A 22,542-nucleotide genomic window follows, 5' to 3' on the forward strand; every position below is an offset into this window, starting at 1 on the left:
GGCTAGCCATGCTTGTTCTCCGCATGTGGAGAACTTGCCATGAAAATCATTGCTACCTGCAGCCGTCAGCCTTGGAACAAAGGAAAGCTGGTCGGGCAGAAAACCCCGCTCCGATTGAGAGATATCTGGGCCATCCGAGTAAGGCTTCAAATTGCAGAACGAACCCGAGATCTGGCTCTGTTCAATCTAGCCATCGACAGCAAGCTTCGAGCCTGCGACTTAACTAAGCTCCGTGTGCGAGACGTTGCACACGGCGAGCATGTGTCATCACGAGCCATGGTGATGCAGCAGAAAACGCAGAGGCCAGTGCAGTTTGAGATAACTGAGCAAACACGGTCTGCTCTTGCGGCCTGGATACATCAAGCCAAGCTCCGCAGCGAGGACTGCCTTTTCCCGAGCCGGCTGCATGCCTCAGACCATCTATCCACTCGTCAATACGCTCGTATCGTCAAAGGTTGGGTGAAAGCCATTGGCCTTGATCCAGCCATGTATGGCACTCACACAATGAGACGTACGAAGGCCTCACTGATCTATCGCAGGACGAAAAACCTGCGGGCGGTTCAACTGCTACTCGGCCATACGAAGCTGGAGAGCACCGTACGATATCTGGGGATTGAGGTCGATGACGCCTTGGAAATGGCGGAACAGACTGAAGTTTGACAATGCAATGCAGCGCGACGGTCGAGGCCAGGCCGTCGCTAACCGGCCAGGAACGGGCGTTAAGGTTAGGAAAGTAAATCTGGCCCCTTTTGCCTTTTCCCACAGCCCCACGCTTCCTCGGATATGTAACAACAACTACCCATGCAGGCGAGCTCCCGCTGCTGGCGGAATGCTATGGTGTGTGTGCAAAAGAACCGCAAACAAATGCTCTGAAAAGGAGTTCCGCATGAGTCCCAAGCTCTATCTCGTTCTGGTGCTGCTGGCGCTGGGTGCTTACCTTTTCTGGCTGACCCGTGAACAACTGGCTGCGATGCAGACCAAGAAAAAGGGGGTCGCCTACGGCAAGGCGGTGATGGCCGCCGTTGAAACGCATTACGTTGAGCTGAAAGACAAGTCGGTTTTGCTGGTCGAAGATAAGGGATATCAGGTAGTCGACGACTCGAAGTGGAAAGCTGAGCTCGACAAGTTCATCACTATGATCGTCCGCCCGAAGGTCGAGGGTTTCATCAGGACCCGGGCCGATCAGGCTGTCTTCCACCAATTCGCCACGACCATGCTTCTCCAACTGTTGGACGGCGATGTGTTCCCCCGTCAGTTCCCTGTCGAAGAGTATGCAGCCGGCGCGATCCAGCCGGCCGGCGAGGCTGAAAAGTTGTTGATCCCGGCCCGCTGGCTTTTCTCGATAGTGTTCGTCGCCGTCGCGGTCTACACCGCCATCCACCAAGGCTGGCTGGGGGCCTTACTGATGCTGGTTGCCGGCTTGGTGTTCAACCCGCTGACACACCAGAAACTGGTACAGAAAGCACCGTGGTACGACCGATACAACCTCGGAGTTTGGGTGATTCTGGGCATCGTGTTACTGGCCAACATCTCCTACTTTCAGCATGCCCAGGCGGTCTACGACGAGAGCCAGGCCCTCCTTGCCGAACAGCAAAAGCAGCGGACGGTTGAGCAACAGAGAGTTGCCGAGCAGCGTCGCGTGGATGCCGAACAGAAAAGGCTGGCGGCAGAGGCTCAAGCCACCAATGAGTTCGCGGCGAAGCGCTTAGAGGTCCTCGATAACCTAAGTCGGGCCATCCAAAAAGAGCGATTTACGGACGCGAAAGCGATCATGGACAAGTACAGCGCGGTTTCTGATTTTGATCTGGTCGCGCTCAAGGGTGAATACGAACTGAAAAAGGAAGCCTTCGAAGCCAAGGAGGCCGCTGCCAAGGCCGAGCGGAAGCGCCAGGAGAACTACACCACTCGCATCCGAGACTACGCGATCGACGAGTACACTTCGGCACAGTATCCGAAGCTCACGGCCAAATATCGCAGCCGGCTAACGGAGATTAAAAACTTCCGCCGCACAGCGGCTGAGCGCGTGATTGACAGCAGCAAATGCGACTACGTCGAGAATGTCCAGCTCAGCGACGAAAGCTCGCTGCGATCACTCAAGTTCTTCATTGACTGCGCCAACGAGAACCGGATCTACCTGACCGAGGCTGAACTTAAGAGCGGCGCCGAGGTGCGTACACAGGCAGAAAACTCTTGGGACGAAGGTGAGGCCATTGTTGCGTGTAGGGACATGACGAAACGGAGCGCGACCATCCCGAGCTCGGTCAGCTTCCACAGTTTCACTGGTACCAGTGCAACGACCGCCAAGACCACCGGGAACGTCCAGGTGCTCTTAAACTTTGATGCCAAGAACGTTTATGGTACGGAGATCGGCTACACGGCGAGATGCATCTTTGAGCCGCGCAAGCAGGGCAGCATTGAGATTTTCTTACGCGAATAACGCTGAGCGGCGAGTGTGCGGGCATTGCAAATGCGTTCGGGGTGACGACGCGCCGCCGTTACGAGCGCTGCTGACCGGCCGCTTCTGGCCGGTTAGCGACCACTGCTCTGGCTAGCCATCCTTGTCCTCCCACACGTGGAGGACTTGCCATGAACGCCATCGCTACCTGCAGCCGTCAGCCCTGGAACAAAGGAAAACTGGTCGGGCAGAAAATCCCGCTCCGACTTAGAGATATTTGGGCCATCCGAGTCAGGCTGCAAATTGCGGAAAAAACACGGGATCTGGCTCTCTTCGATCTGGCCATCGACAGCAAGCTTCGAGCCTGCGACTTAACCAAACTTCGTGTGCGCGACGTTGCTCATGGTGAGCACGTGTCATCACGAGCCATGGTTATGCAGCAGAAACGCAGCGGCCGGTGCAGTTCGAGATCACTGAGCAAACACGGTCTGCTCTCGCGGCCTGGATACATCAAGCCCAGCTCCGCAGCGAGGATTGCCTTTTTCCGAGCCGGCTGCATATCTCAGACCATCTATCCACTCGTCAATACGCTCGTATCGTCAAAGGTTGGGTGAAAGCCATTGGCCTTGATCCAGCTCTGTATGGCACTCACACAATGAGACGTACGAAGGCATCGCTGATCTATCGCAGGACGAAGAACTTGCGGGCAGTTCAACTGTTGCTCGGCCATACGAAGCTGGAGAGCACCGTTCGATATCTGGGGATTGAGGTCGATGATGCCCTAGAGATGGCGGAACAGACCGAGGTTTGACCATGCATAGCGACGGTCGAAGCCAGGCCGTCGCTAACCGGCCAAAAGCGGGCTTTAGATGGCAGTCCCACTTGACTGTCAAGGTTCGCTACGGTGTTAGCTGCGGCTTCCAATGCATCAACTGACTCGACCGGAGATGGCTGGACGGCAACGGTTCCCGTTGTCTCGTAGGGCGCTGACTGGACGCTAGAGAGGGCATCTGCCGCGGCCTCTTGGCGAGTAGCGCCTGGCTGGCAGCTCGTTGCGCCATTTCCTGGCAGGCAGAGGGACACACGATCAGAACGTAACTGGGGTATTGACCCAGAGAATACGCGCTTCGCTATCGCCACCGTTTCGGTAACCATGGGGTAGGTTGCTGGGGAAATGAAAAGCATCGCCCGCCGTCAGGCTGTAGGTGTGCTCACCGATAGTAAGCTCGATACTGCCCGTGAGTACGTAACCCATTTCCTCGCCGGGATGCTCAATCAGACCATCGCTGGCCACCCCTGGAGCCACAATATGGATATTGCCCTGCAGCAGGCCGCCCTTCTGCAGATGGGTGATGCGCTCCAGACCGATCTCGCCATCCTTGTTGCGTTTGACGAAACGCTTCACCGGCCTGTCTCCAGCACGCAGCACCGGCTCATCGGATACCCACTCCTCCGATGTAAGTGTCGACACGTTGCTACCCAGGGCCCCTGCCAGGCGGTGAAGCATCGCCAGCGAAGGTGACGCAGCATCGTTCTCCAGCTTGGAGATCAGACTCTCCGAGCAGCTGGCGGCGACGGCCACCTGCTTGAGGGTCAGCCCGGCAACCTTGCGTGCATGGCGCAGGCGCATGCCCAGGCTGGGCAGACCGTCGGTGTGGTGAGCCTTGAAAGAAGGGGTAGGACTGGGTTTACGCATGCGCATCTCAATCAATGAGTGACGAAGGGGAGCAGCCATGAGCGGCGCAGTATCGTCCAAGGCGGGCGCGAAGTTTAAGCCGTGCCCACCTCACCGCCACTGCTAGCCGTCAAGCCAAGCCCGTGCCAGAGGGCTCAAACCTGCCAGCCGATTAGCCGGCACTGACCACAAAGTGCACTTCCACCGGATTCAGGTCGTTGATCGGCACGATGTCCTGTGGGCAGGCCGACATGACCACCACGCAGTCTATAGCTGCCTGGATCTCCACGTAGTCACCGGCCTTGGATACCGGAGGCAGCCACTCGATGCTGTAGTCCGAATTGACCGGAATGTTCATCCACAGGTTGAATGGCTGAGGGACTTCGCGGGCACGCAAACCGATGGCCTGCAAGGCCAGGCGCATATTGTCGGCGCAGCTATCGTGGTAACCCTCAACACCGAGGTTGGTGTAGCGATGCAGATCGCAGGCGGCGATCAGGGTGTCGTGCACGCCTGGCGAGGTGTCGGTGAGCAGCGTGCCGATGGACCGGCGGCGGTTGCTGAACAGCTCGTCACCCGCCTTCGGAATGATTCGGTCGATATGCGCGCGGGCATGTTCCATGGAGAGAAATTCACTGAGGTCTTTGGCATTGAACAGCCAGGTGTCGCACACCTGGGTGCCGTGGGTGTTGATGATCTTGATGACCTCACCCGCCTTCAAGCGCACGGCACGGCCGCAGCGTGCCGGCACGGTGTATGTCTTGCCGAGTTCCGGCGTACCGTCGGCCGACAGCGGCTCGTTGAGGGTGGCGTTGGTGCCCAGCGAGGCGCCGTTGTCGAGCTGGCAGCAGGCGGGGTAATCGTGGGCGTGGTTCGAATGGCTCATGGTCGCTCCTAGGTGGGCAAGGACAGGTCAGGCTTGTTCAGCCAGTTGGACGAGGCTCCAGGCCAGCGCACGGGCGCCGACTTCGAGCTGGGAAGGTTCGGTGTATTCCTTGGGGTTGTGGCTGATGCCGTCGCGGCTCGGCACGAATAGCATGCCGGTCGGGCAATGCGTCGCCAGGTACATGGCATCGTGAAAGGCGCCCGAGCGCAGGCTCAGGGATGCTTCGCCAGTGGCGTCGGCGGCCTGCTGAAGCACGTCGACGACAGCTGCATCGAACGCCACTGGCGGATGACTAAAGAGCATCTGCAGTTCGGCCTGCGCGGGCAGGCAATCGGCCAGCGCCGCGTCGAAGGCGTCCAGCACGGCACTGTCGGCGTGCCGGAAGTCGATGCTGAAAGTCACCTCTCCGGCTATTGTGTTGATCGAGTTGGGCAGCACGTGCCAGCGTCCGAAGGTCAGGCGCTTGTCGGTGCCCGCCAGGCGCTCGGCCAGGGCGTCGATGGCTGGCAGGCAGCCGGTAGCCAGCAGCATCGCATCCTGACGCATGTCCATCGGCGTGGTGCCGGCATGGGCGGAGGCCCCATGGCAGCGGACCTGGTACCAGCGCACACCCTGAATGCCGGATACCACGCCAAGCGGCACACCCGCGCGTTCCAGCACCGGCCCCTGTTCGATATGCAGTTCGATGAAAGCATGCGCGGCGATCCTGTCGCGCAGCGGTAGCCCGGCGAAACGTCGGGCATGCTCGTCCAGAGCCTCACCGACACTGACGCCCGAAGCATCCAGGCTGTCTCGATAGGCAGCCATGCGGGTCGGTTCGACGAAGGCGCTGGAGCCCATGGCTCCGGGGCTGAAACGACTTCCCTCTTCGTTCGTCCACACCACCAATTCGATGGGGCGGCGCGTGCGCAAGCCCTGATCGTGCAGCGCCAGCAGGCACTCCAGACCGGCCATCACGCCGTAGCAGCCGTCCAGATGACCACCGCTGGGCTGGGTATCGATATGGCTGCCGGTCATCACTGGCGGCAGATCCTCCAGGCCGTCGAGGCGGATGAACAGATTGGCGCAGGCATCCGTCCATACGCGGCAACCGATACGCTGCGCCTCGCCGATCAGCCAGGCACGCGCCTCGAAATCTTCTGCGGAAAGCGCTTGGCGATTCATCCCGCCGGCCTGTAACGCGCCGAACCCGGCCAGGGTATCGAGCAGGCCATGCAGACGCTCGGCACGCACCGCCGCCATCACCCGTTCGGCATTCATTGGCACATCTCCTGGCGTGGCGTCAGGCTGCGGTTGAACCAGGGTTTGAGGAACTGCCTCAGGCGGTCGGTGGCGGGTGCCTGGAACATCGTCGCCGGCGCACCGGTTTCGACGATCTGCCCAGCTTCCATGAACACCACCTGGCTGGATATCTGTGCGGCGAAACTCATCTCGTGGGTTACCATGACCATGGTCATGCCGTCGCTGGCCAGGCCGCGAATTACCTGCAGTACCTCTTCTACCAATTCCGGATCAAGCGCCGACGTCGGCTCGTCGAGCAGCATTAGGCGAGGCTTGACCGCCAGCGCCCGGGCGATACCGACGCGCTGTTGCTGCCCACCGGACAGTCGTGCCGGATAGGCGCCAATCTTGGCTGCCAGGCCAACCCTTTGCAGAGCGGCCTCGGCCAGCGAGCGCGCGTCGGTTCGGTTCAGACGCTTGCCCAGCAGCAACGGCGCCATGACGTTTTCGAGCACCGTCATGTGCGGCCAGAGATTGAATTGCTGAAACACCATGGCCAGCGGTCGACGTACCTCGGCGATGATGGCGGCGCTGTCTTGGTCGGTTGGGCGCCGTCCGGGGCCGCTGTAACCAAGCAGCTGGCCATCGATCCATACCTCGCCCTGGTCATAGGCTTCGAGGAAATTCATGCAGCGCAGGGCAGTGGTCTTGCCGGAGCCGGAGGGGCCGATGAGCGAGACGATCTCACCAGCCCGGACACTGAGGTCGAAGCGCTGCAGTACGGTATTGGCGCCGTAGGACTTGCCCACGCCGCGCAGTTCAAGAAGGGGCAGGTTGCTCATCGGGTCATCCTCGCAGGTAGCGCGTTGCGCGACGGCCGAGCGCAGCGGCGGCGAAACCCACCAGCAGCGTCAGCAGCCAGTACGAAAGCACCAGCAGCACGTAGGGCACGACATAGGAAAAGGTGTTGGACACGATCTGTCCGGCGGTCATGGTCAGCTCCGGCACGGTAATGATCGACGCCACCGCGCTTTCCTTGATGGTCAGGATCACCTGATTGCCCAAAAGCGGCAGCGCGAACGCCAGCGCCTGGGGCGTCTGAATGTGCCAGAAGGTCTGGATGCCGCTCAGACCATGCACCTGCGCGGCCTCTAGCTGACCAATCGGCACGCTGGCCCAGGCCGAACGAAGCAACTCGGCGAAATAGGCCGCGCTGTAGAGGCACAGTGCAAGAATGCTGGCCTCGATGGCGTCCAGGGTCACACCAAGCACTGGCAGACCGAAGTAGATCAGCAACAGTTGCGCGAGGAACGGTGTGCCGCGCACCAGCCAGACATACAACCGATACACAGCAATGAAGCCAGGTACCGCCAGGCGCAACGCGTTGAGGGTAAAGCCCAGCAGCAGGCCCAGCGCCGCACCGGAAAAACTGATGCCAAGGGTGACCAGCAGCGCATGGCCGAAATCGGGAAGGTGATTCATCCAGTTCTCCATCAGCTGCGCGCCTGCCAGCGACGCTCCAGCTGGCGCCCGAGCAGAGCCAGCAGGCTGGTCAGCGCCAGGTAGAACAGTGCGGCGACGAGATATACCTCCAGCGGGCGGTAAGTCTGCGAAACCAGTTGCTGGCTGACCCGCATCAGGTCGGTGATGGAGATCACCGAGACCACTGCCGACACCTTGATCACATCGATCAGCTCGGAAATCAGCGCCGGCAGGGTCAGACGTACCACTTGCGGCAACTGGATGTGCAGCAGCGTGCGCCAGCGACCGATGCTGAACACCGCAGCGGCCTCCAGCTGCCCTGCCGGGATAGCAGCGAAACCGCTACGCAGGATTTGCGATTGGTAGGCCCCAGTATTCAGGGCCAATGCCAGACCGGCGGCGACCAGCGCCGGCACGTCCATGCCCAGCCCGGCAGGCAAATAGAAGAGCAGCAGCAACTGCGCCAACATCGGCGTGCCACGGAAGAAACTCACATAAACCCTGGCGAACGCTACGCAACCTCGGCTGCGACTGCTGCCCAGCAGATAGATCAGCACGCCGAGAACGAAGCCCAGCAGCATCCCGGCCAGGCACAGCCACAGTGTGGTGAGCGCACCGTCGAGCAGAGCAGGCCAGTAGAGTGCGAAGCGAACGCCGAAGTCATCCATGGTCAGCGACTCAGATGCTCGGCTCGGGCATGGCGTCGGCCGGCACATCCATGGTGAAGCCGAACCATTTTTCCTGCAGAGCCTTCATGGTGCCGTCACGGTTAGCACGGGCGATACCGTCGCTGAACAGTTTGACCAGGCTGGCGCTGTCGGCATCCTTGCGGCCGACCCAACCGTAATAGGTCTGCGGGCCGAGCATGTCGCTGAGCGTGCTGAACACGCCAGGACGCGACTTGATCAGCGGGCCGAGGTTGGACAGCGACTGGGCAACGCCATCCAGGCGGCCCAGCGCTAGATCGGCGTACGCCTCGTCGAAGCTGACGTACTCACGAATGGCCTTGAGGCCAGGCTGGCCGGCGTCCTTGAGTTTCTGGTCATAGGCCTGCAGAACCTGCAATTGGCCGGAGCCGCTCTGCGAACCGACCACCTTGCCGTTGAGATCGTTCAGGCTGCTGATCGAGTCGTCATTGCCACGCTTGAGCAGTGCAACGGTGGACTCGGCGATCGGCACGGTGAAGGCGAATTGTTCGAAGCGCGCCTTGTTGACGGTCACAGAGGTCACCACGAAATCGAACTTGCCTGTATCCAGACCCGGCAAAATGCCTTGGAAGGGTAGGTCGAGTTGCTTGACCTTGACCTCCGGCAGATCCTTGAGCACGTAGGTCATCAGATCAGCGCCATAGCCGACGATCTTGCCGTTCTCCACCGATTCGAACGGTGCGAAGCGGGCTTCGGTGGCGATGGTAATTTGCTTCTTCTGCTGGACGCGTTGCAGCAGGTCGTCGGCGTGGGCCAGGGAGCTGGCGAGCAGAGTGGCCAGGGCAAATGTCAGGTTTTTCACGGCACGGCGTTGCATGGCAAGACCTCTTCTTGAAGAGATGGATATTTATTCAAGCAACTTGAATAAATGTACAAGAGCATGAAGCGTGCCAGCCTGTGGACAGGTTGCCGGATGGGAAAAATGGGCTGAGCGAAGATCATTGCGCACCATTGGTGAGCAGATGGGAGATTAGATGGGCCGCGATGGTGCTCGCCGAAAGTGTCGTCTGGTCTCGATCATCAGCACGCCTTGCGGCCGGTCTCAACCGTGAGCCAGGGCGTCCATCATCTAAGCTCTAGCGATGCAGGACCAGATCGATGAAGGTTGCCCTAGCAGTGGTCCAGTTGGGGCGGGTACAGACCCCGGCGTTTAAGCCGGTAGATGGCAAACGGCTTCCAGATTCACTCCGTCAGAGGCCAATATATAAGGCGCGTAATAGTTGGAGTGGTAATGGGGTCTGATGCCGGGTGCTCAATTATCGCGTCCGCCAGCTGCCGAAAGCGGAAGTCTAAAGCAGGGAAAATCTGTTCCCTTTAGCCGACGCCCCCAGCCAGGACTGAATAGAATATGTGCCCGACTACCCTGGGCCATGAATATGGCTGCCTCGATCAAGGAACTCGCCTCCATGGCCTCCCCAAATAAACAGCAAAAACGCGCCCAGCGGGCCAAAGCCAAGGCCAAGCAGAACCGTTCGGGCAAGACCAAAGCCAATGTCGTCCATCCGCTGCTGGCCAATCCACTGGTCAACGAGCCGTTCGACGATGTCGAAATCGACCTGAGCACCTTCGACTTCAAAGACATTGAGGAAAATGGTTTCGACCCCGCGGACTTCGACGACCTGTTCCAGGCGATGAACGTCGGTGAAGGCATCAGCCTGCTAGCGATGTGCCTGGTATTCCTGCAATACCCAGTGCTGGAGCTGGTGGTCGCTGAGGAAGCTGAAGACGCTGCCATCGACTTTATGATGGGTCTGCTGGTTACCTATCGTGGGATCTTCCACGATGAAGACGAAGACGCGGCAGTGGCCTGGATCGGCGGCGACACCTTCCAGCATGCCTACAACGAAGCGTCGGTGATTCTGCAGAAGAACAACGCCCGCAGCATTCCTGACGCCCGCATCTAGCCGCGCGTCGGACAGCTACTCTTGGCACGTTTTTTCAACAGGTGTACGGCCCAGCCGGAAGCGGTCATTGCGCTGAATCCGCCCGATGACTGCTCTTGGCCGGTAGCGGCCTATCCGCCCGCTATCAGCCAAAAGCGGCCAGTAGCGGTTTCTCATGTTGATACGGGGCGGGCGGCTGGGTCTGATCACGCACGAGCCGTGGTTGAGTCGACGCAGTTTTAATGTGATGACACAAAGGGCGACGGGGTCTGCGGAACGGGCAACGCATACGCTGCTTTCATCCAAGCTACCTCCGACAGCGGAGTACGACCAAAGAGGCGTTTGAAGTCGCGGCTGAATTGCGAGGCGCTTTCGTAGCCCACCAGATACGCGGCCTTGGCTGCCGTAATGTCGTTACGCAGCATCAATAGCCTTGCCTGATGCAACCGTGTGGATTTGAGGTATTGCATCGGCGAGGAGTCGGTCACTTTTCGAAAGTGAAGGTGAAAGTTGGGCACGCTCATTTGCGCTTCCCGGGCCAGGGTTTCGACGTTCAGGTGCTCGTGGTAGCAACGATGGATCTTGTGAATGGCACGCGTCACTTTGCCGAAATGACCTTGCTGGGCGATGGCCGCGCGCAGGGTGCCGCCCTGTTCGCCGGTGAGAATGCGGTAATAGAGTTCGCGCAGCATGGCCAGCCCGAGGATCTGCGCGTCGGTGCTGTCAGCCATTACCTGCAGAAAACGTAGCGTCGACTGCCGCAGCGGTTCATCCATAGGTGAGGCGTACATGCCCATCGGCTCGGCTGTAGCGAAGCCGCGTACTTCATCCACTTGCTGTATCAGCTCGGCAGCCAGGGTGAAATCCAGTCGCAGGTACACCGCCAGCATTGGCTCCGCTTCGCTGGCATCAGTCTCCATGGTGAAGGGCACCGGTACCGAAACCACCAGATAGTGCTGGGCGTCGTACACGTAAACCTCATCCCCCAGATAGCCGCGCTTCCGCCCTTGGCAGAGGATGACGATGCCCGGTTCGTAGAGCACCGGCGTGCGCGTCAGCGGACGGTTGGAGCGCAGAAAACGCACATCGTCCAGCGGGCTCAGGTTGTAGCCCTCCAGCGGCGCCAACTGGCTTATCAACTGCACCATGCGCGCGGTGCTCGGGTCTTTGGCTTTGGCCATTGGCTGCCCTGTTATCCCGTCAATGCTCAGCCATCGGTGGAGCAGCTGAGCGCCTGCCATTGCTCAATACTCTCCGCTGTGCGTTGCAGCTTGTCACGCACCAGGGCCAGGGCGTCGCTGCCTAGCAGCAGGTGAGCTGGCGGGTTGGGGGTGGCGATGATCGTCAACATGGCGCGGGCGGCTTTCTGCGGGTCGCCCAGTTGGTGGCCGCTTTTCTCCTCACGGGCTTTGCGCACCGGGTCAAAGCTTGCGTCGTAGTCGCTGATACTTCTCGGCGTGCGCTGCATCGAGCGACCGGCCCAGTCGGTGCGGAACGAGCCTGGCGCCACGGCGGTGACGAAGATGTTGAAGGGCGCCAGCTCCTTGCTCAGGGTGTCGGAGATGCCTTCCAGGGCAAATTTGCTGCCGCAGTAATAGGCGATGCCTGGCATGGTTATATGGCCGCCCATGGAGGTGATATTGAGAATATGCCCCGCCCGCCGTTGGCGAAAGTACGGCACAAAGGCCTTCGTCACCGCCACCGCGCCAAACACGTTTACGTCGAACTGCTGGCGCATCTGCGCCAGCGACGACTCTTCGAACACGCCTTCATGGCCATAGCCGGCATTGTTGACCAGCACATCCACGGGGCCGTGCTGGGCCTCCACCTTGGCGACCACCGCGTCGATGGCATCGAAGTGGGTCACATCCAGCAGCACAGCATGGGCCCGCTCCGGCGACAGCGCCTCGAAGGCTGCCCGGGCGGATTCACTGCGAACAGTGCCGATTACTCGATGGCCCTGGTTGAGCGATTCTCTGGCCAGGGCCTGACCGAAGCCGCTGCTGACGCCCGTAACAAACAGGGTTTTGACTGCATTCATGGCTCACACTCCTGAACAGATGGGGTGCGGCCATGCTAGGGCGAGGAGGGTCGAAGCACTATGCGGGATCGGATTGGAGTATTGCCCAATCCTATCAGCGAGCCGCGGCACGCAGCGGCGCAGCCTGCCTGCGCAAGTACAGCATCCGCCCCGTTACACCGATGACGTGCTCGATATTGCGGCCGCAGCGCTCGATCTAGCGCGTCATCGGCTGGTTCCGCTGGAGCGCTTCGGTGGGAGCCGCGATGCGCTGTTCGTTTGCCCAGTTCAGTTGCCGTACGTCTGCGCCTCGGCCAGCCGCGCTTTGAAAAATTGCAAAAACGCGGCCAGCGATGGCGAGCGGGCGACTGGGCGAGTTTCCAGCAGGCCGATCGTGCGTGAGGCCGGGTGTTCGAGCGCCACTACACTGCAGCTCTGCATGTTGAACACCGCGGCACAGCTTGAAGGCAGCAGGGAGAACCCGAGCCCAGCCCTCACCAGCGCGACCGCCGAACTCATGTGAGCCACTTCCCAGGCCGGCTTCGGGTCGACGTTTACGGCGCGAAGCGCGGCATCGGCCAGGGGGCGAATGCTCGTATCGGGCAGCAGCGCGATGTAGGGCAACGAGGTCCAGCGTGCCAGCCGTTGCCCATCCTCGCGTACCAGCAGCATCAGGTTGTCGTCGAACAGCGGTTCGAAGCTGAGCCCCGCGGCGTCATCCAGGGCGGAAGTGATACCGGCATCCACGTCGCCGTCCCTGACCCAGCGCAGCATCTCGCCCGCGCGACCATCGCGCAGTTTGACCTCGATGCCAGGATGAATCTGGGCGAAGTCGGCGATCGCCTGCGGCAGCAGGGATGCCGCGACCGTTGGCAGCGCGGCGAGGCGGACCACGCCGCGGGTCAGAGCGACGGTATCCCTGGCGTCACGCACGGCGTCGTCCATGTCACGCAGCATCCGCCGGGCCTGGAGCAGAAAATGCTGCCCGGCCGGCGTCAGCTCGACGATACGCGTGTTGCGTGCCAGCAGTTGCAGGCCAAGGGCGTCCTCCAGCTTGCGGATGGTGTAGCTCAGCGCCGGCTGCGACAGGTGGAGGCGTTCGGCCGCCCGGGTAAAGCTGGCGCTCTCGGCGACCATGACCAGGGCGCGCAACTGCCGAAACGAAACATTCATAAGCCGCCTATAAAGCAATTTGATGAATTGGTAATTCCTTTCGAATTCACAAAAGAATGACCGAGCGCCAGGATGCATGCAAACGAGAGGGGTCACCGATGACTACAACTATTCACATCGGCTGCGGCGCTGGCTTCGCCAACGACCGCCCCGACGCGGCGCGTCGCTTGGCCGAAGATCTGGCCCAGCGCGCCGGGCAGCGCTACCTGATCCTGGAGTTGCTCGCCGAACGCACCCTGGCTGAAGCGCAATTGCGCAAGGACGTCGACCCTGACGCCGGTTATTCGACGAGGCTGTTCGACTTTCTCGAGCCGATCCTGGAAACCTGCCTGTCGCAACGGATTCCGATTGTCACCAACGGTGGCGCAGCCAATCCCCAGGCGGCCGCGCGTCGGCTGCGAGACATTCTCGACGCGCGCCAGCGCGAGGCACGGATCGCCTGCGTACTGGGTGATGACCTGCGAGGCCGGGAGCCGGACGCCCTGCATGGCTGGCTGCCGGGCGAGGTTGCTGGCGACCGCGTGGTGTCGGTCAACGTGTACACCGGTGCCGACGGCATCGCCATGGCGCTCGCCGAAGGTGCGGATGTCGTCATCTGTGGCCGCGTCGCTGACCCGTCGCTTGCGGTCGGCCCGGTGCGGCATGGGCTGGGTTGGGTCGCCGACGACTGGGACAAGATCGCCATTGCCACTGTCGCCGGCCACCTCCTGGAATGCTGCACCCAAGTCACGGGCGGCTATTTCGCACACCCCGGCATCAAGGATGTTCCCGACCTGGCTAATCTCGGCTGCCCTATCGCCGAGATCAGCAGCGATGGCAGCCTGGTTCTGACCAAGACCGCAACGAGCGGCGGCTTCGTCACCGAGCGCACCGTTCGCGAGCAGCTGCTGTACGAGGTGCATGACCCGCGCTGCTACCTCACCCCCGACGTGATGCTCGATCTGGGCAGCGCCTGGGTACGCCAGGCCGGCAAGGACCGCGTGGCGATTGGCGGCATTGCCGGGCACCGGAGACCGGATCAACTCAAGGGCTTGCTTGGCCTGCGTGGGCTGTGGTTCGGCGAGGGCGAGATTTCCTATGCCGGCCCGGCGGCGCTGGAACGGGCCGCCCTGGCGCGGCAGATTCTGCTGCAGCGCTTCGACCTGCTGGCGCCACAGGTACAGCCCTGGATCGATCTGTCCGGCGTCGCGAGCCTGTTCAACGATCACGCCGGCCTCTACCTCAACCAGCAGCTGGAGCAGATGCAGCCGTTGCAGGACGTTCGCCTGCGGGTCGGGCTGGTGCATGACGAACGCGGCGTTATCGATGTCCTGCTGGCCGAAGTCGAGTCGCTCTACACCAACGGCCCGGCCGGCGGCGGTGGCGTACGGCGGCACATCGCCGAAAGCATCACCACGCAAGCGTTCCTGATCCCGCGTACGCAAATCCAAACCGAGCTGGAGTGGTACTGATGAACACCTTCGTCACCCTGGCCGACTATGCCCACGCCCGCGCCGGCGACAAGGGCAATGTCCTGAGCATCGCCGTCTTCCCATTGGACGACGCGCACTATGCATGGCTGCTGCATGAGCTGACCTGCGAACGGGTCGCCGAACAGTTCGCCACTCGCCGCCCGAGCACGGTGCGACGCTACGCGCTAGACAACCTGCGGGCGCTCAACTTCGTTCTTGAGGATGCGCTCGAGGGTGGCGTCAACCGCAGCGCCGGGCTCGACCGTCATGGCAAGAGCCTGAGTTACCTGCTGCTGTCGATGCGTCTGCCCACCCCTCCGGAGGCGTGAGGCGATCTTTCCCGCCGGCGCGCTTGCCGGCCCCAACAATAAGAACAAGACGAGGCTCCAATGATCACCACCCTGGGTTTTGTAATGATGCTCGGCATCATCGTCCTGATCCTGCTGCGCCGCATCTCTCCGGTCGTGGCCTTCACCACGATTCCCGTTGCGATCTGCCTGCTGGCGGGCTTCACGCCGCCGCAGATCGGCGAGTTCATCAAGGCGGGTCTGACTACCGTGGCGCCTACCGCCGCGCTGTTTCTCTTCGCCATCCTGTACTTCGGCATCATGCGCGATCGCGGGCTGTTCGATCCGCTGGTCGGGCTGCTGATCCGCAGCACAGGAGGTAAGCCTCTCGCCGTGGCCCTGGTAACGGTGCTGATCACGGCGGTGGTGCATCTGGATGGCGTTGGCGCCGCCACCTTCCTGTTGACGATCCCGGCGCTGCTTCCGCTGTACCGTCGCCTCAACATGAGCCCGGTCATGCTGCTCTGTCTGGTAGGCACCACCGCCGGTGTCGGCAACATGGTCCCCTGGGGCGGCACGACAGCGCGTGCCGCGGCCGTTGCCGGGCTCGATGCCACCGAGCTCTGGCTCGGCCTAGTGCCGGTGCAACTGGTGGGCCTTGCATGCATGCTGCTGGTGGCCGCCTACCTCGGCAATCGGGCGCGGCGCCAGCAGCCGGTCTCCCTGGGCGCCGCCGCGACCATCGACTTCGCGCCAACCCAAAGCGAGCCTCGCGAGTTCGCCCTCTCGCCACGGACGCCTCGCTACTGGCTCAACGTAGCACTGACGGCCGCCATCCTCGGCTGTTTGTTCACGGGCATCTTCCCGCTCTATGCCTGCTTCATGGTCGGCCTGGGGATCGCACTCCCACTCAACTTCAGCTCGCTGGACGAGCAGGCCGGGCGTTTGCGTGCCCACGCCGCCGATGCGCTGCAGATGGTGCTGGTCATGATGGCCGCGGCGGTTCTGTTGGGCGTGCTTTCCGGCACGAAGATGTCCGACGGAATGGCTCTGGCGTTGATCGATGTGCTGCCGGCGGGCTCAGCGCAGTATCTGCACCTGATCATAGGTGCGTTCGGCGTGCCGCTGGGGATGATCTTCTCCCCTGATGCCTATTACTTCGCGCTGCTGCCGGTCATTCGTGACGTGGCTGTTGCCGCCGGCGTACCGCTTGAAGCCGTCGCCCGCGCCATGCTGATCGGCGAGAACACCGGCTTCGCCATCAGCCCGGTGGTGCCAAGCGTCTACCTGGCCCTGGCGCTGGCCGGCGTGGAGTTGCGCAAGCACATCGCCTTCACATTCTTCTGGGCGTGGGGTGTGAGCCTGGTGATGCTCGCCTTCGCCGTGGCGATCGGTGTGGTTCAGGTCTGACCCCGACGGGGCGGCTGCGGCCGTATCCAGCCACCCGCGCGCCGGGCCTGAAAGCAGCTCAGGGATGCCGAGGCTCGCGCTCGGCATCCCTGTGATCATGCGAAGCCCGAGCGGCACCATTGCGGGCGCGTCTCGGCATCGCCGTCGCCGTCATATATCTGTATATCCATACAGATATTTCTTGCCTGCATGCCTGCCGCTGCGCATGCTATGCGCCAGGCAAATGACCCAGTGATCACGTGATGCGGCTGTTTCTCTGCGAAAAACCTTCCCAGGCCAAGGACATCGCCCAGGTGCTCGGCGCCAGGCGGCGCGGGGAGGGCTGCTGGATGGGCGCCGGTGTGACCGTGACCTGGTGCATCGGGCATCTGCTGGAAACCGCGCCGCCGGACAGCTACGACGCCCGCTACAAACGCTGGGTATTGGCTGACCTGCCGATCGTGCCGGAACGCTGGAAGATGCAGGTCAAGCCCAAGACGGCGAGCCAGTACAAGGCGGTCAAGCGGCTGCTGGGGGAGGCCAGCGAGCTGGTGATCGCCACCGACGCCGACCGCGAGGGCGAAATGATTGCCCGTGAGCTGGTCGAGCACTGTCGTTACCGCGGGCCTATCCAGCGCTTGTGGTTGTCGGCGCTGGACGAAGCCTCGATCCGCAAGGCACTCGGCGCGCTGCGAGCCGGGGCGGATACCTTCAATCTCTATCAGTCGGCGCTGGGCCGGTCGCGGGCGGACTGGCTGATCGGCATGAACATGAGCCGGCTGTTCACCCTGCTCGGGCGGCAATCCGGTTACCAGGGCGTGCTGCCGGTAGGCCGCGTCCAGACACCGACGCTGCGGCTGGTGGTCGACCGTGATCGCAGCATCGCCGACTTCGTCCCGCAGCCGTTCTGGACCATCGAGGTGCAGCTGCTTGGCGATGATCCCACCCCCTTTACCGCGCAATGGCGCGCGCCGGATGAGCACTGCGATGACCAGGGCCGTTGCCTCGATCAGGCCCTCGCGCTGCGTGCCGCCGACGCCATGCGCGCGGAGGGCAGCGCGGTGCTGCAGGCGCTCAAGACCGAGCGCGTGCGCGAAGCGCCACCGCTGCCGTTCGACCTCGGTACCTTGCAGGAAGTCTGCTCGAAGAAGCTCGGCCTTGGTGCGCAGGAGACGCTCGATATCGCACAGGCGCTCTACGAGACCCACAAGCTGATCACCTATCCGCGCAGCGATTGCGGTTACCTGCCGCTCAGCCAGCATGGCGAGGCGGCCGGCATTCTTGCGGCGCTGGCCGACGCCGACCCGTCGCTGGCAGCGCTCAGGCCGCACCTCGAGCCCCAGCGCAAGTCCCGCGCCTGGAACGATGCCAAGGTCGGCGCGCACCACGGCATCATTCCCACCGCGGCAGCACGGGGGTTCGCACAGCTGACAGGCAAGCCGAGGGCGGTCTACACGCTGATTCGCGCGCGGTATCTCGCGCAGTTCCTGCCTCATCATGAATACGATCGCACCCAGGCCGACTTCGAATGTGCCGGCGAGGCGTTGCGGGCGGTGGGCAAGCAGATCGTCGAGCCTGGCTGGAAGCGGGCACTGCCTGAAGCGCTGGCGGCCAGTCGTGGACGTGAGGCGCCTTCGCCACAACCCTTGCCCGCGCTGCGTCAGGGGCAGCGGTGCCCGATCTTCGACATGCAGACCAAGGACCTCTGGACCCAGCCACCCAAGCCCTTCACCGAAGGCGACCTGATCAAGGCGATGAAGAACGTTGCCAAGCTGGTGGAAGACCCCAAGCTGAAGCAAAAGCTCAAGGACACCACCGGCATCGGCACCGAGGCGACTCGCGCCGGCATCATCCAGGGGTTGCTCGATCGCGGTTACCTGACCAAGCAGGGCAAGGCGCTGGCCGCGACGCCAGCGGCCTTCAGCCTGATCGACGCGGTGCCGCGCGCCATCGCCGATCCGGGCACCACGGCGATCTGGGAACAGGCACTGGACATGGTGCAGAGCGGCGAGATGAGCCTCGAGGAGTTCGTCGCCAAGCAGTCGGCGTGGATGAGCAAGCAGGTCGAGCGGTGCAAGGCGGTGCGCCTGTCCATCAGCGGTCCCGCGGTGCCGGCCGGGCGCGGCGCGCCCTGGAAGAAGAAGCGCAAGGCTGGCAAGCCGGCCTCCCGCGGTCGGCGCCCGGCCGAGGCAGCCAGCCCGGCCTGACCCGTCAGGCTGCAGCGCTGGCTCTTGGGGTTTAGAATGCGCGGCCTTTCCGAACGGCACGCCACCCATGCACCCTGACGCTCTTGCCACGCTCCACGATCACCTCACCCAGGCGCTGACGCGGGTGCCGGACGAAGCCCGGCGGCTGTTCCACGGGCGCGGGCGCTGCTGGCCCGGGCTCGAGCAGATCACCGTGGACTGGCTGCAGGGGGTGGTATTGGTCTCGCTGTTTCGCCAGCCGGCCGAGGCGGAGCTCGACGCGCTGATTCGCCTGCTCGTGTCGCTTGCCGATGGGCAACCCTGGCAGGCGAGTGGGGCGCATACCCTGCTGCTGCAGCATCGCTACCGGCCCGACAGCCTCATGCAGCCGCTGATTGGTGAACCGGTCGAAGCGTGGGTGATTACCGAGGACGGGCTGCGCTACCGGCTCGATCTCGGCACCAAGCAGAACAATGGCCTGTTCCTCGACATGCGCTACGGCCGGCGCTGGGTTCGCGAGCAGGCCCGGGGCAAGCGGGTGCTCAACCTGTTCGCCTATACCTGTGGCTTTTCCGTGGCGGCCATGGCCGGGGGTGCCGAGCAGGTGGTCAATCTGGACATGGCGCGAGCCGCATTGACCCGCGGGCGGGAGAACCATCGCCTCAACGCCCAGGACCTGGGCCGGGTGAGCTTTCTCGGTCACGAGCTGTTCAAGTCCTGGGGCAAGGTCAGAAAGACCGGCCCCTACGACCTGGTGATCATCGACCCGCCGTCCTTCCAGAAGGGCAGCTTCGCGCTCAGCCGGGATTACGCCAAGATCCTGCGCCGCTTGCCCGAGCTGCTGACCGACACCGGCAGCGTCCTGGCCTGCATCAATGATCCGGACACGGGTCCGGATTTCCTGATTCAGGGCATGGCCGCCGAAGCGCCCGAGCTGGCCTTCCAGTCGCGCCTGGAAAACCCGCCGGAATTTCCCGATATCAGCCCGGAGAGCGGCTTGAAGGCGCTGGTGTTCCGGCGCCTTCCGCCGGTCTGAAGCTCAACTCGTCGGGGGAGGCGGCGTCAGCCCGCAGCCCTTGAGGATGATGTGGATCAGGTTGTCGGTCGCCAGCGTGTAGTCGGCGCGGGTCATGCGCTTGTTGCCGGTGACGCGCTGGATCTGGTGCGAGAAGTCCGCGTAGTGCTGCGTGGCGCTCCAGATCAGGAAGATCAAATGCGTCGGATCGACCGGGTCCATCTTGCCGGCGGCGATCCAGGCGTCGAACACGGCGGCACGGCCACGGAACCAGTTGCGGTAGTCCTGGTTGAAGTGCTCCGACAGGCACTCGCAGCCGCTGATGACCTCCATCGCGAAGATCTTCGACGCCTCGGGGTTGCGTCGGGAGAACTCCATCTTCACGCGGATGTAGTTGGCCAGCGCCTGGGCCGGGTCGTCGTCGACGGTCAAATCGTCGAAGGCCGTATCCCAGAGTTCCAGAATGTGGCGCATGACCTCGACGTACAGCCCCAGCTTGCTGGTGAAGTAATAGTGCAGGTTGGCCTTCGGCAACCCGGCGCGCAGCGCGATGGCGCTCATGCTGGTGCCTTTGAATCCGTGGCGGGCGAACTCCTCCGCTGCAGCGGCGAGGATGGTTTCCTCGTTCTTCTGGCGAATGCGTCCAGCGGGCTTTCCGGTCGAAGTGTAGAGCGGCAGTGTGGCTTCGTTCTTGTTCATTGGTCCCTTTGCCCCGTGAGGCGGTGGCGTCCGGCCGCCACCGTGGTGGTGATCATGCCTGATGGGAGTGGGCGACGATAACCGCTTCGCTTCGATCGCGCGGCAACAGCAGGTCCAGCAGGATCGCGGTCAGGCCGCCGCAGGTGATGGCCGACTCGAACAGATTCCGTACCAGGGTGGGCATCTGATGCAGCAGCTCCGGTTGCGCAGCAATTCCCAGGCCGACTCCAAGCGAGGCGGCGATGATCAGCATGCTGCGCCGGTCCAGTTCGATCTGGGCCAGGATGCGGATGCCGGCGGCGGCGACGCTGCCGAACATGATCAGGGTGGCGCCGCCGAGCACCGGCTTAGGGATCTGCTGCAGCACCGCGCCGAGCAGCGGGAACAGGCCGAGGGCGAAGAGCAGGGCGCCGATGTACAGCCCGACATGGCGGCTGGCCACGCCGGTCATCTGGATCACGCCGTTGTTCTGCGCGAAGGTCGTGTTGGGAAAAGCGCTGAAAGTGGCGGCGATCAGGCAGCTGACGCCGTCACCGAGAATCCCGCCGCGCAGGCGGCGCAGGTAGCTCGGGCCTTCGATCGGCTGGCGCGAAAGCATGCAGTTGGCGGTCAGGTCGCCGACCGTTTCGATGGTGCTGATGACGTAGATGAGCGCCACCGGGACGAATGCCGTCCAGTCGAAGGCGAAGCCGAAACGGAAGGGCACCGGTAGGCTCACCAGCGGCAGGTCGGGCAGAGGCTGCGGAACCAGCTTGCCGCTGAACAGGGCCGCGAGGCTGCCCACGCCCAGGCCGATGACGATGGCTGACAGGCGCAGCCACGGTTGCTGCGAGCGGTTGAGCAGGATGATGGTCAGCAGCACCAGCGCGCCGAGCGCCAGATTGCGCGGCGCGCCGAAGTCGTCGGCCTTGAAGCCGCCGCCCAGGTCGGTGATGCCGACCTTGATCAGGCTGACGCCGATCAGGGTGATGACGATTCCGGTCACCAGCGGGGTGATCACGCGGCGCAGCTGGCCGATGAAGCGGCTCAGCACGATCTGCACGGAGGCACCGAAGAAGCACACGCCGAAGATCATCGCCAGGATGTCGTCAGGGCTGCCGCCGCGGCCTTTGACCAACAGGCCGGCGGAGAGCACTGCGCCAAGAAAGGCGAAGCTGGTGCCTTGCAGGCAGATCATCCCGGCACCGATGCCGAAGGGGCTGCGCGCCTGGATGAACGTGCCGACACCGGAGACCATCAGCGCCATGCTGATCAGGTATGGCAGATGCTCGCCAAGGCCGAGCACGGCGCCGATCACCAGCGGCGGGGTGATGATCCCGACGAAGCTGGCGAGCAGGTGCTGGACGGCGGCGAACAGGGCGGGCAGGGGAGCGGGGCGGTCGTCCAGCCCGTGGATCAGGTCGGCTTCGGTTCGTTCGTGCATGGCAGTGGCCTCGAAATGCGACAACGGTGGTTGCAGGCTCGCGTGCCTGTCTCGGTAGCCGGGTGAGTGCAAGAAGCTGACCACTTGCTTAGGTTTTATCGCTGGAACGCGCGCCGCATGCATCGCCAGCCCGCGTCAGATGGGGAGCTGACGGGCGTCGTGGGTCGTGCGGGCGGATCAGATGGAGGACCTTCGCCATGGGTGGCTTTGCGCTTCTTGCACCAAAACGCGGCTCCGGTGAAGACGGGCTGCTCGGTTTTGTCGCGCGCGTACCGGCGCGCCATGACGCAGCCAGCGCGGCGGCGAAACTGGCCGATCCGTCAACTATCGGCCCTGGCGCGCCGTGCTCCGCGCGCCACATCGATCTGGCACAGCTTCTGCTACGTGACCCTTCGAGTAGAAGCGGTTAGCGCCGCCCGGTTCGCCGGTGGCGCGGGACATTGCTCTTGCGGCTCCATGGCCGCACACCCCGTTTGCGGGTGCTTGTTCATGCCCGCCAGGGTTCGACAGGAGAGAGGACCACCGCCATGCATCATGCCGTGCCGCTCGTTCGCTTCAGCCCACCCGTGCCGACCGGCCGGATGCCTTCGCCTCGCTTTCCCTTGCTTCGTTCGCCTGCCGGCCGCTTTTTGCAGCCGGCGGCATTCCCG

General features: G+C 62.8%; 20 protein-coding genes and 1 pseudogene. 9 read left to right on the top strand and 12 right to left on the bottom strand.

Features of this window, described 5'->3' with window-relative positions; all coding sequences use genetic code 11:
* Nucleotides 1-39: 39 nt before the first annotated feature.
* From MST27_RS16830 to MST27_RS16840, 3 genes and pseudogenes are all read left to right on the top strand, one after another.
* Entirely contained in the window at nucleotides 40-660 is a 621-nt protein-coding gene (locus MST27_RS16830; protein ID WP_243607096.1) for a tyrosine-type recombinase/integrase, read from the top strand.
* A 226-nt stretch (nucleotides 661-886) separates the two neighbouring features.
* Nucleotides 887-2,437, top strand: coding sequence for a hypothetical protein (locus MST27_RS16835; RefSeq protein WP_243607097.1), 1,551 nt, complete (start codon nucleotides 887-889; stop codon nucleotides 2,435-2,437).
* A 149-nt stretch (nucleotides 2,438-2,586) separates the two neighbouring features.
* A pseudogene (locus MST27_RS16840) lies at nucleotides 2,587-3,206 on the top strand (tyrosine-type recombinase/integrase).
* Between the two features lie 276 nt (nucleotides 3,207-3,482).
* On the opposite strand, the gene MST27_RS16845 reads toward MST27_RS16840, so the two are convergent.
* The 7 genes from MST27_RS16845 to MST27_RS16875 form a co-directional block, all read right to left on the bottom strand.
* On the bottom strand, nucleotides 3,483-4,091 hold the full coding sequence (locus MST27_RS16845) for a cupin domain-containing protein (RefSeq protein WP_023102011.1): 609 nt from the start codon (nucleotides 4,089-4,091) through the stop codon (nucleotides 3,483-3,485).
* A gap of 151 nt (nucleotides 4,092-4,242) precedes the next feature.
* Nucleotides 4,243-4,956: a DUF1989 domain-containing protein gene (locus MST27_RS16850; protein ID WP_023102010.1), complete on the bottom strand. Its 714-nt coding sequence runs from the start codon at nucleotides 4,954-4,956 to the stop codon at nucleotides 4,243-4,245.
* A 27-nt stretch (nucleotides 4,957-4,983) separates the two neighbouring features.
* Nucleotides 4,984-6,216, bottom strand: coding sequence for a M20 family metallo-hydrolase (locus tag MST27_RS16855; RefSeq protein WP_023102009.1), 1,233 nt, complete (start codon nucleotides 6,214-6,216; stop codon nucleotides 4,984-4,986).
* Nucleotides 6,213-7,019: an amino acid ABC transporter ATP-binding protein gene (locus MST27_RS16860; RefSeq protein ID WP_023102008.1), complete on the bottom strand. Its 807-nt coding sequence runs from the start codon at nucleotides 7,017-7,019 to the stop codon at nucleotides 6,213-6,215. Before MST27_RS16860 ends, MST27_RS16855 begins: the two co-directional genes overlap by 4 nt.
* Nucleotides 7,020-7,023: 4 nt before the next feature.
* Nucleotides 7,024-7,659, bottom strand: a complete 636-nt coding sequence (locus MST27_RS16865) for an amino acid ABC transporter permease (RefSeq protein WP_023102007.1) — start codon at nucleotides 7,657-7,659, stop codon at nucleotides 7,024-7,026.
* Between the two features lie 11 nt (nucleotides 7,660-7,670).
* Nucleotides 7,671-8,327, bottom strand: a complete 657-nt coding sequence (locus MST27_RS16870) for an amino acid ABC transporter permease (protein WP_023102006.1) — start codon at nucleotides 8,325-8,327, stop codon at nucleotides 7,671-7,673.
* A 10-nt stretch (nucleotides 8,328-8,337) separates the two neighbouring features.
* On the bottom strand, nucleotides 8,338-9,183 hold the full coding sequence (locus tag MST27_RS16875) for a transporter substrate-binding domain-containing protein (protein ID WP_023102005.1): 846 nt from the start codon (nucleotides 9,181-9,183) through the stop codon (nucleotides 8,338-8,340).
* A gap of 589 nt (nucleotides 9,184-9,772) precedes the next feature.
* On the opposite strand from MST27_RS16875, the gene MST27_RS16880 reads away from it, so the two are divergent.
* Nucleotides 9,773-10,270, top strand: coding sequence for a hypothetical protein (locus tag MST27_RS16880; RefSeq protein WP_075116987.1), 498 nt, complete (start codon nucleotides 9,773-9,775; stop codon nucleotides 10,268-10,270).
* 218 nt (nucleotides 10,271-10,488) lie between these two features.
* Here the strand turns inward: MST27_RS16880 and MST27_RS16885 are convergent, their stop codons facing one another.
* From MST27_RS16885 to MST27_RS16895, 3 genes are all read right to left on the bottom strand, one after another.
* The gene (locus MST27_RS16885) at nucleotides 10,489-11,430 is read right to left on the bottom strand and encodes an AraC family transcriptional regulator (protein WP_243607200.1); all 942 of its coding nucleotides are present in this window, start codon (nucleotides 11,428-11,430) and stop codon (nucleotides 10,489-10,491) included.
* Nucleotides 11,431-11,456: 26 nt separating this feature from the next.
* Nucleotides 11,457-12,290, bottom strand: coding sequence for an oxidoreductase (locus MST27_RS16890; protein ID WP_243607098.1), 834 nt, complete (start codon nucleotides 12,288-12,290; stop codon nucleotides 11,457-11,459).
* Nucleotides 12,291-12,557: 267 nt separating this feature from the next.
* Nucleotides 12,558-13,442 (bottom strand): LysR family transcriptional regulator, encoded by an 885-nt coding sequence (locus tag MST27_RS16895; RefSeq protein ID WP_243607099.1) that lies wholly within the window; start codon nucleotides 13,440-13,442, stop codon nucleotides 12,558-12,560.
* A gap of 98 nt (nucleotides 13,443-13,540) precedes the next feature.
* Between MST27_RS16895 and MST27_RS16900 the strand changes: the two genes are divergently transcribed.
* The 5 genes from MST27_RS16900 (at nucleotide 13,541) to MST27_RS16920 (ending at nucleotide 19,791) form a co-directional block, all read left to right on the top strand.
* Complete coding sequence (locus MST27_RS16900; protein ID WP_243607100.1) at nucleotides 13,541-14,893, top strand: acyclic terpene utilization AtuA family protein; 1,353 nt, start codon at nucleotides 13,541-13,543, stop codon at nucleotides 14,891-14,893.
* A complete protein-coding gene (locus MST27_RS16905) occupies nucleotides 14,893-15,222 on the top strand; it encodes an AtuA-related protein (RefSeq protein WP_243607101.1) in 330 nt (109 codons plus the stop codon). Before MST27_RS16900 ends, MST27_RS16905 begins: the two co-directional genes overlap by 1 nt.
* A gap of 60 nt (nucleotides 15,223-15,282) precedes the next feature.
* A complete protein-coding gene (locus tag MST27_RS16910; protein ID WP_243607102.1) occupies nucleotides 15,283-16,590 on the top strand; it encodes a CitMHS family transporter in 1,308 nt (435 codons plus the stop codon).
* Between the two features lie 242 nt (nucleotides 16,591-16,832).
* Nucleotides 16,833-18,776, top strand: coding sequence for a DNA topoisomerase III (locus tag MST27_RS16915; protein ID WP_243607103.1), 1,944 nt, complete (start codon nucleotides 16,833-16,835; stop codon nucleotides 18,774-18,776).
* 67 nt (nucleotides 18,777-18,843) lie between these two features.
* On the top strand, nucleotides 18,844-19,791 hold the full coding sequence (locus MST27_RS16920; protein ID WP_243607104.1) for a class I SAM-dependent methyltransferase: 948 nt from the start codon (nucleotides 18,844-18,846) through the stop codon (nucleotides 19,789-19,791).
* 3 nt (nucleotides 19,792-19,794) lie between these two features.
* Here the strand turns inward: MST27_RS16920 and MST27_RS16925 are convergent, their stop codons facing one another.
* Together MST27_RS16925 and MST27_RS16930 are read right to left on the bottom strand one after the other, a co-directional pair.
* Nucleotides 19,795-20,469 carry a TetR/AcrR family transcriptional regulator gene (locus tag MST27_RS16925; RefSeq protein ID WP_243607105.1) on the bottom strand — a complete coding sequence of 225 codons (675 nt, stop codon included), beginning with the start codon at nucleotides 20,467-20,469 and terminating at the stop codon, nucleotides 19,795-19,797.
* A 52-nt stretch (nucleotides 20,470-20,521) separates the two neighbouring features.
* Nucleotides 20,522-21,892: a uracil-xanthine permease family protein gene (locus MST27_RS16930; RefSeq protein WP_243607106.1), complete on the bottom strand. Its 1,371-nt coding sequence runs from the start codon at nucleotides 21,890-21,892 to the stop codon at nucleotides 20,522-20,524.
* Nucleotides 21,893-22,542: the final 650 nt, after the last annotated feature.

Origin of the sequence: Stutzerimonas marianensis (assembly GCF_022810315.1) — a bacterium.
Taxonomy (GTDB): Bacteria; Pseudomonadota; Gammaproteobacteria; order Pseudomonadales; family Pseudomonadaceae; genus Stutzerimonas; species Stutzerimonas marianensis.

Excerpts from the sequence above, each read along its gene's own strand:
- MST27_RS16855 (WP_023102009.1), bottom strand. The coding sequence starts at position 6,216 with ATGAATGCCGAACGGGTGATGGCGGCGGTGCGTGCCGAGCGTCTGCAT.
- MST27_RS16930 (WP_243607106.1), bottom strand. The coding sequence starts at position 21,892 with ATGCACGAACGAACCGAAGCCGACCTGATCCACGGGCTGGACGACCGC.
- MST27_RS16910 (WP_243607102.1), top strand. The coding sequence starts at position 15,283 with ATGATCACCACCCTGGGTTTTGTAATGATGCTCGGCATCATCGTCCTG.
- MST27_RS16905 (WP_243607101.1), top strand. The coding sequence starts at position 14,893 with ATGAACACCTTCGTCACCCTGGCCGACTATGCCCACGCCCGCGCCGGC.
- MST27_RS16845 (WP_023102011.1), bottom strand. The coding sequence starts at position 4,091 with ATGCGTAAACCCAGTCCTACCCCTTCTTTCAAGGCTCACCACACCGAC.
- MST27_RS16885 (WP_243607200.1), bottom strand. The coding sequence starts at position 11,430 with ATGGCCAAAGCCAAAGACCCGAGCACCGCGCGCATGGTGCAGTTGATA.
- MST27_RS16920 (WP_243607104.1), top strand. The coding sequence starts at position 18,844 with ATGCACCCTGACGCTCTTGCCACGCTCCACGATCACCTCACCCAGGCG.
- MST27_RS16880 (WP_075116987.1), top strand. The coding sequence starts at position 9,773 with ATGGCCTCCCCAAATAAACAGCAAAAACGCGCCCAGCGGGCCAAAGCC.
- MST27_RS16915 (WP_243607103.1), top strand. The coding sequence starts at position 16,833 with ATGCGGCTGTTTCTCTGCGAAAAACCTTCCCAGGCCAAGGACATCGCC.
- MST27_RS16835 (WP_243607097.1), top strand. The coding sequence starts at position 887 with ATGAGTCCCAAGCTCTATCTCGTTCTGGTGCTGCTGGCGCTGGGTGCT.
- MST27_RS16895 (WP_243607099.1), bottom strand. The coding sequence starts at position 13,442 with ATGAATGTTTCGTTTCGGCAGTTGCGCGCCCTGGTCATGGTCGCCGAG.
- MST27_RS16865 (WP_023102007.1), bottom strand. The coding sequence starts at position 7,659 with ATGAATCACCTTCCCGATTTCGGCCATGCGCTGCTGGTCACCCTTGGC.
- MST27_RS16870 (WP_023102006.1), bottom strand. The coding sequence starts at position 8,327 with ATGGATGACTTCGGCGTTCGCTTCGCACTCTACTGGCCTGCTCTGCTC.
- MST27_RS16860 (WP_023102008.1), bottom strand. The coding sequence starts at position 7,019 with ATGAGCAACCTGCCCCTTCTTGAACTGCGCGGCGTGGGCAAGTCCTAC.
- MST27_RS16900 (WP_243607100.1), top strand. The coding sequence starts at position 13,541 with ATGACTACAACTATTCACATCGGCTGCGGCGCTGGCTTCGCCAACGAC.
- MST27_RS16875 (WP_023102005.1), bottom strand. The coding sequence starts at position 9,183 with ATGCAACGCCGTGCCGTGAAAAACCTGACATTTGCCCTGGCCACTCTG.
- MST27_RS16925 (WP_243607105.1), bottom strand. The coding sequence starts at position 20,469 with ATGAACAAGAACGAAGCCACACTGCCGCTCTACACTTCGACCGGAAAG.
- MST27_RS16830 (WP_243607096.1), top strand. The coding sequence starts at position 40 with ATGAAAATCATTGCTACCTGCAGCCGTCAGCCTTGGAACAAAGGAAAG.
- MST27_RS16850 (WP_023102010.1), bottom strand. The coding sequence starts at position 4,956 with ATGAGCCATTCGAACCACGCCCACGATTACCCCGCCTGCTGCCAGCTC.
- MST27_RS16890 (WP_243607098.1), bottom strand. The coding sequence starts at position 12,290 with ATGAATGCAGTCAAAACCCTGTTTGTTACGGGCGTCAGCAGCGGCTTC.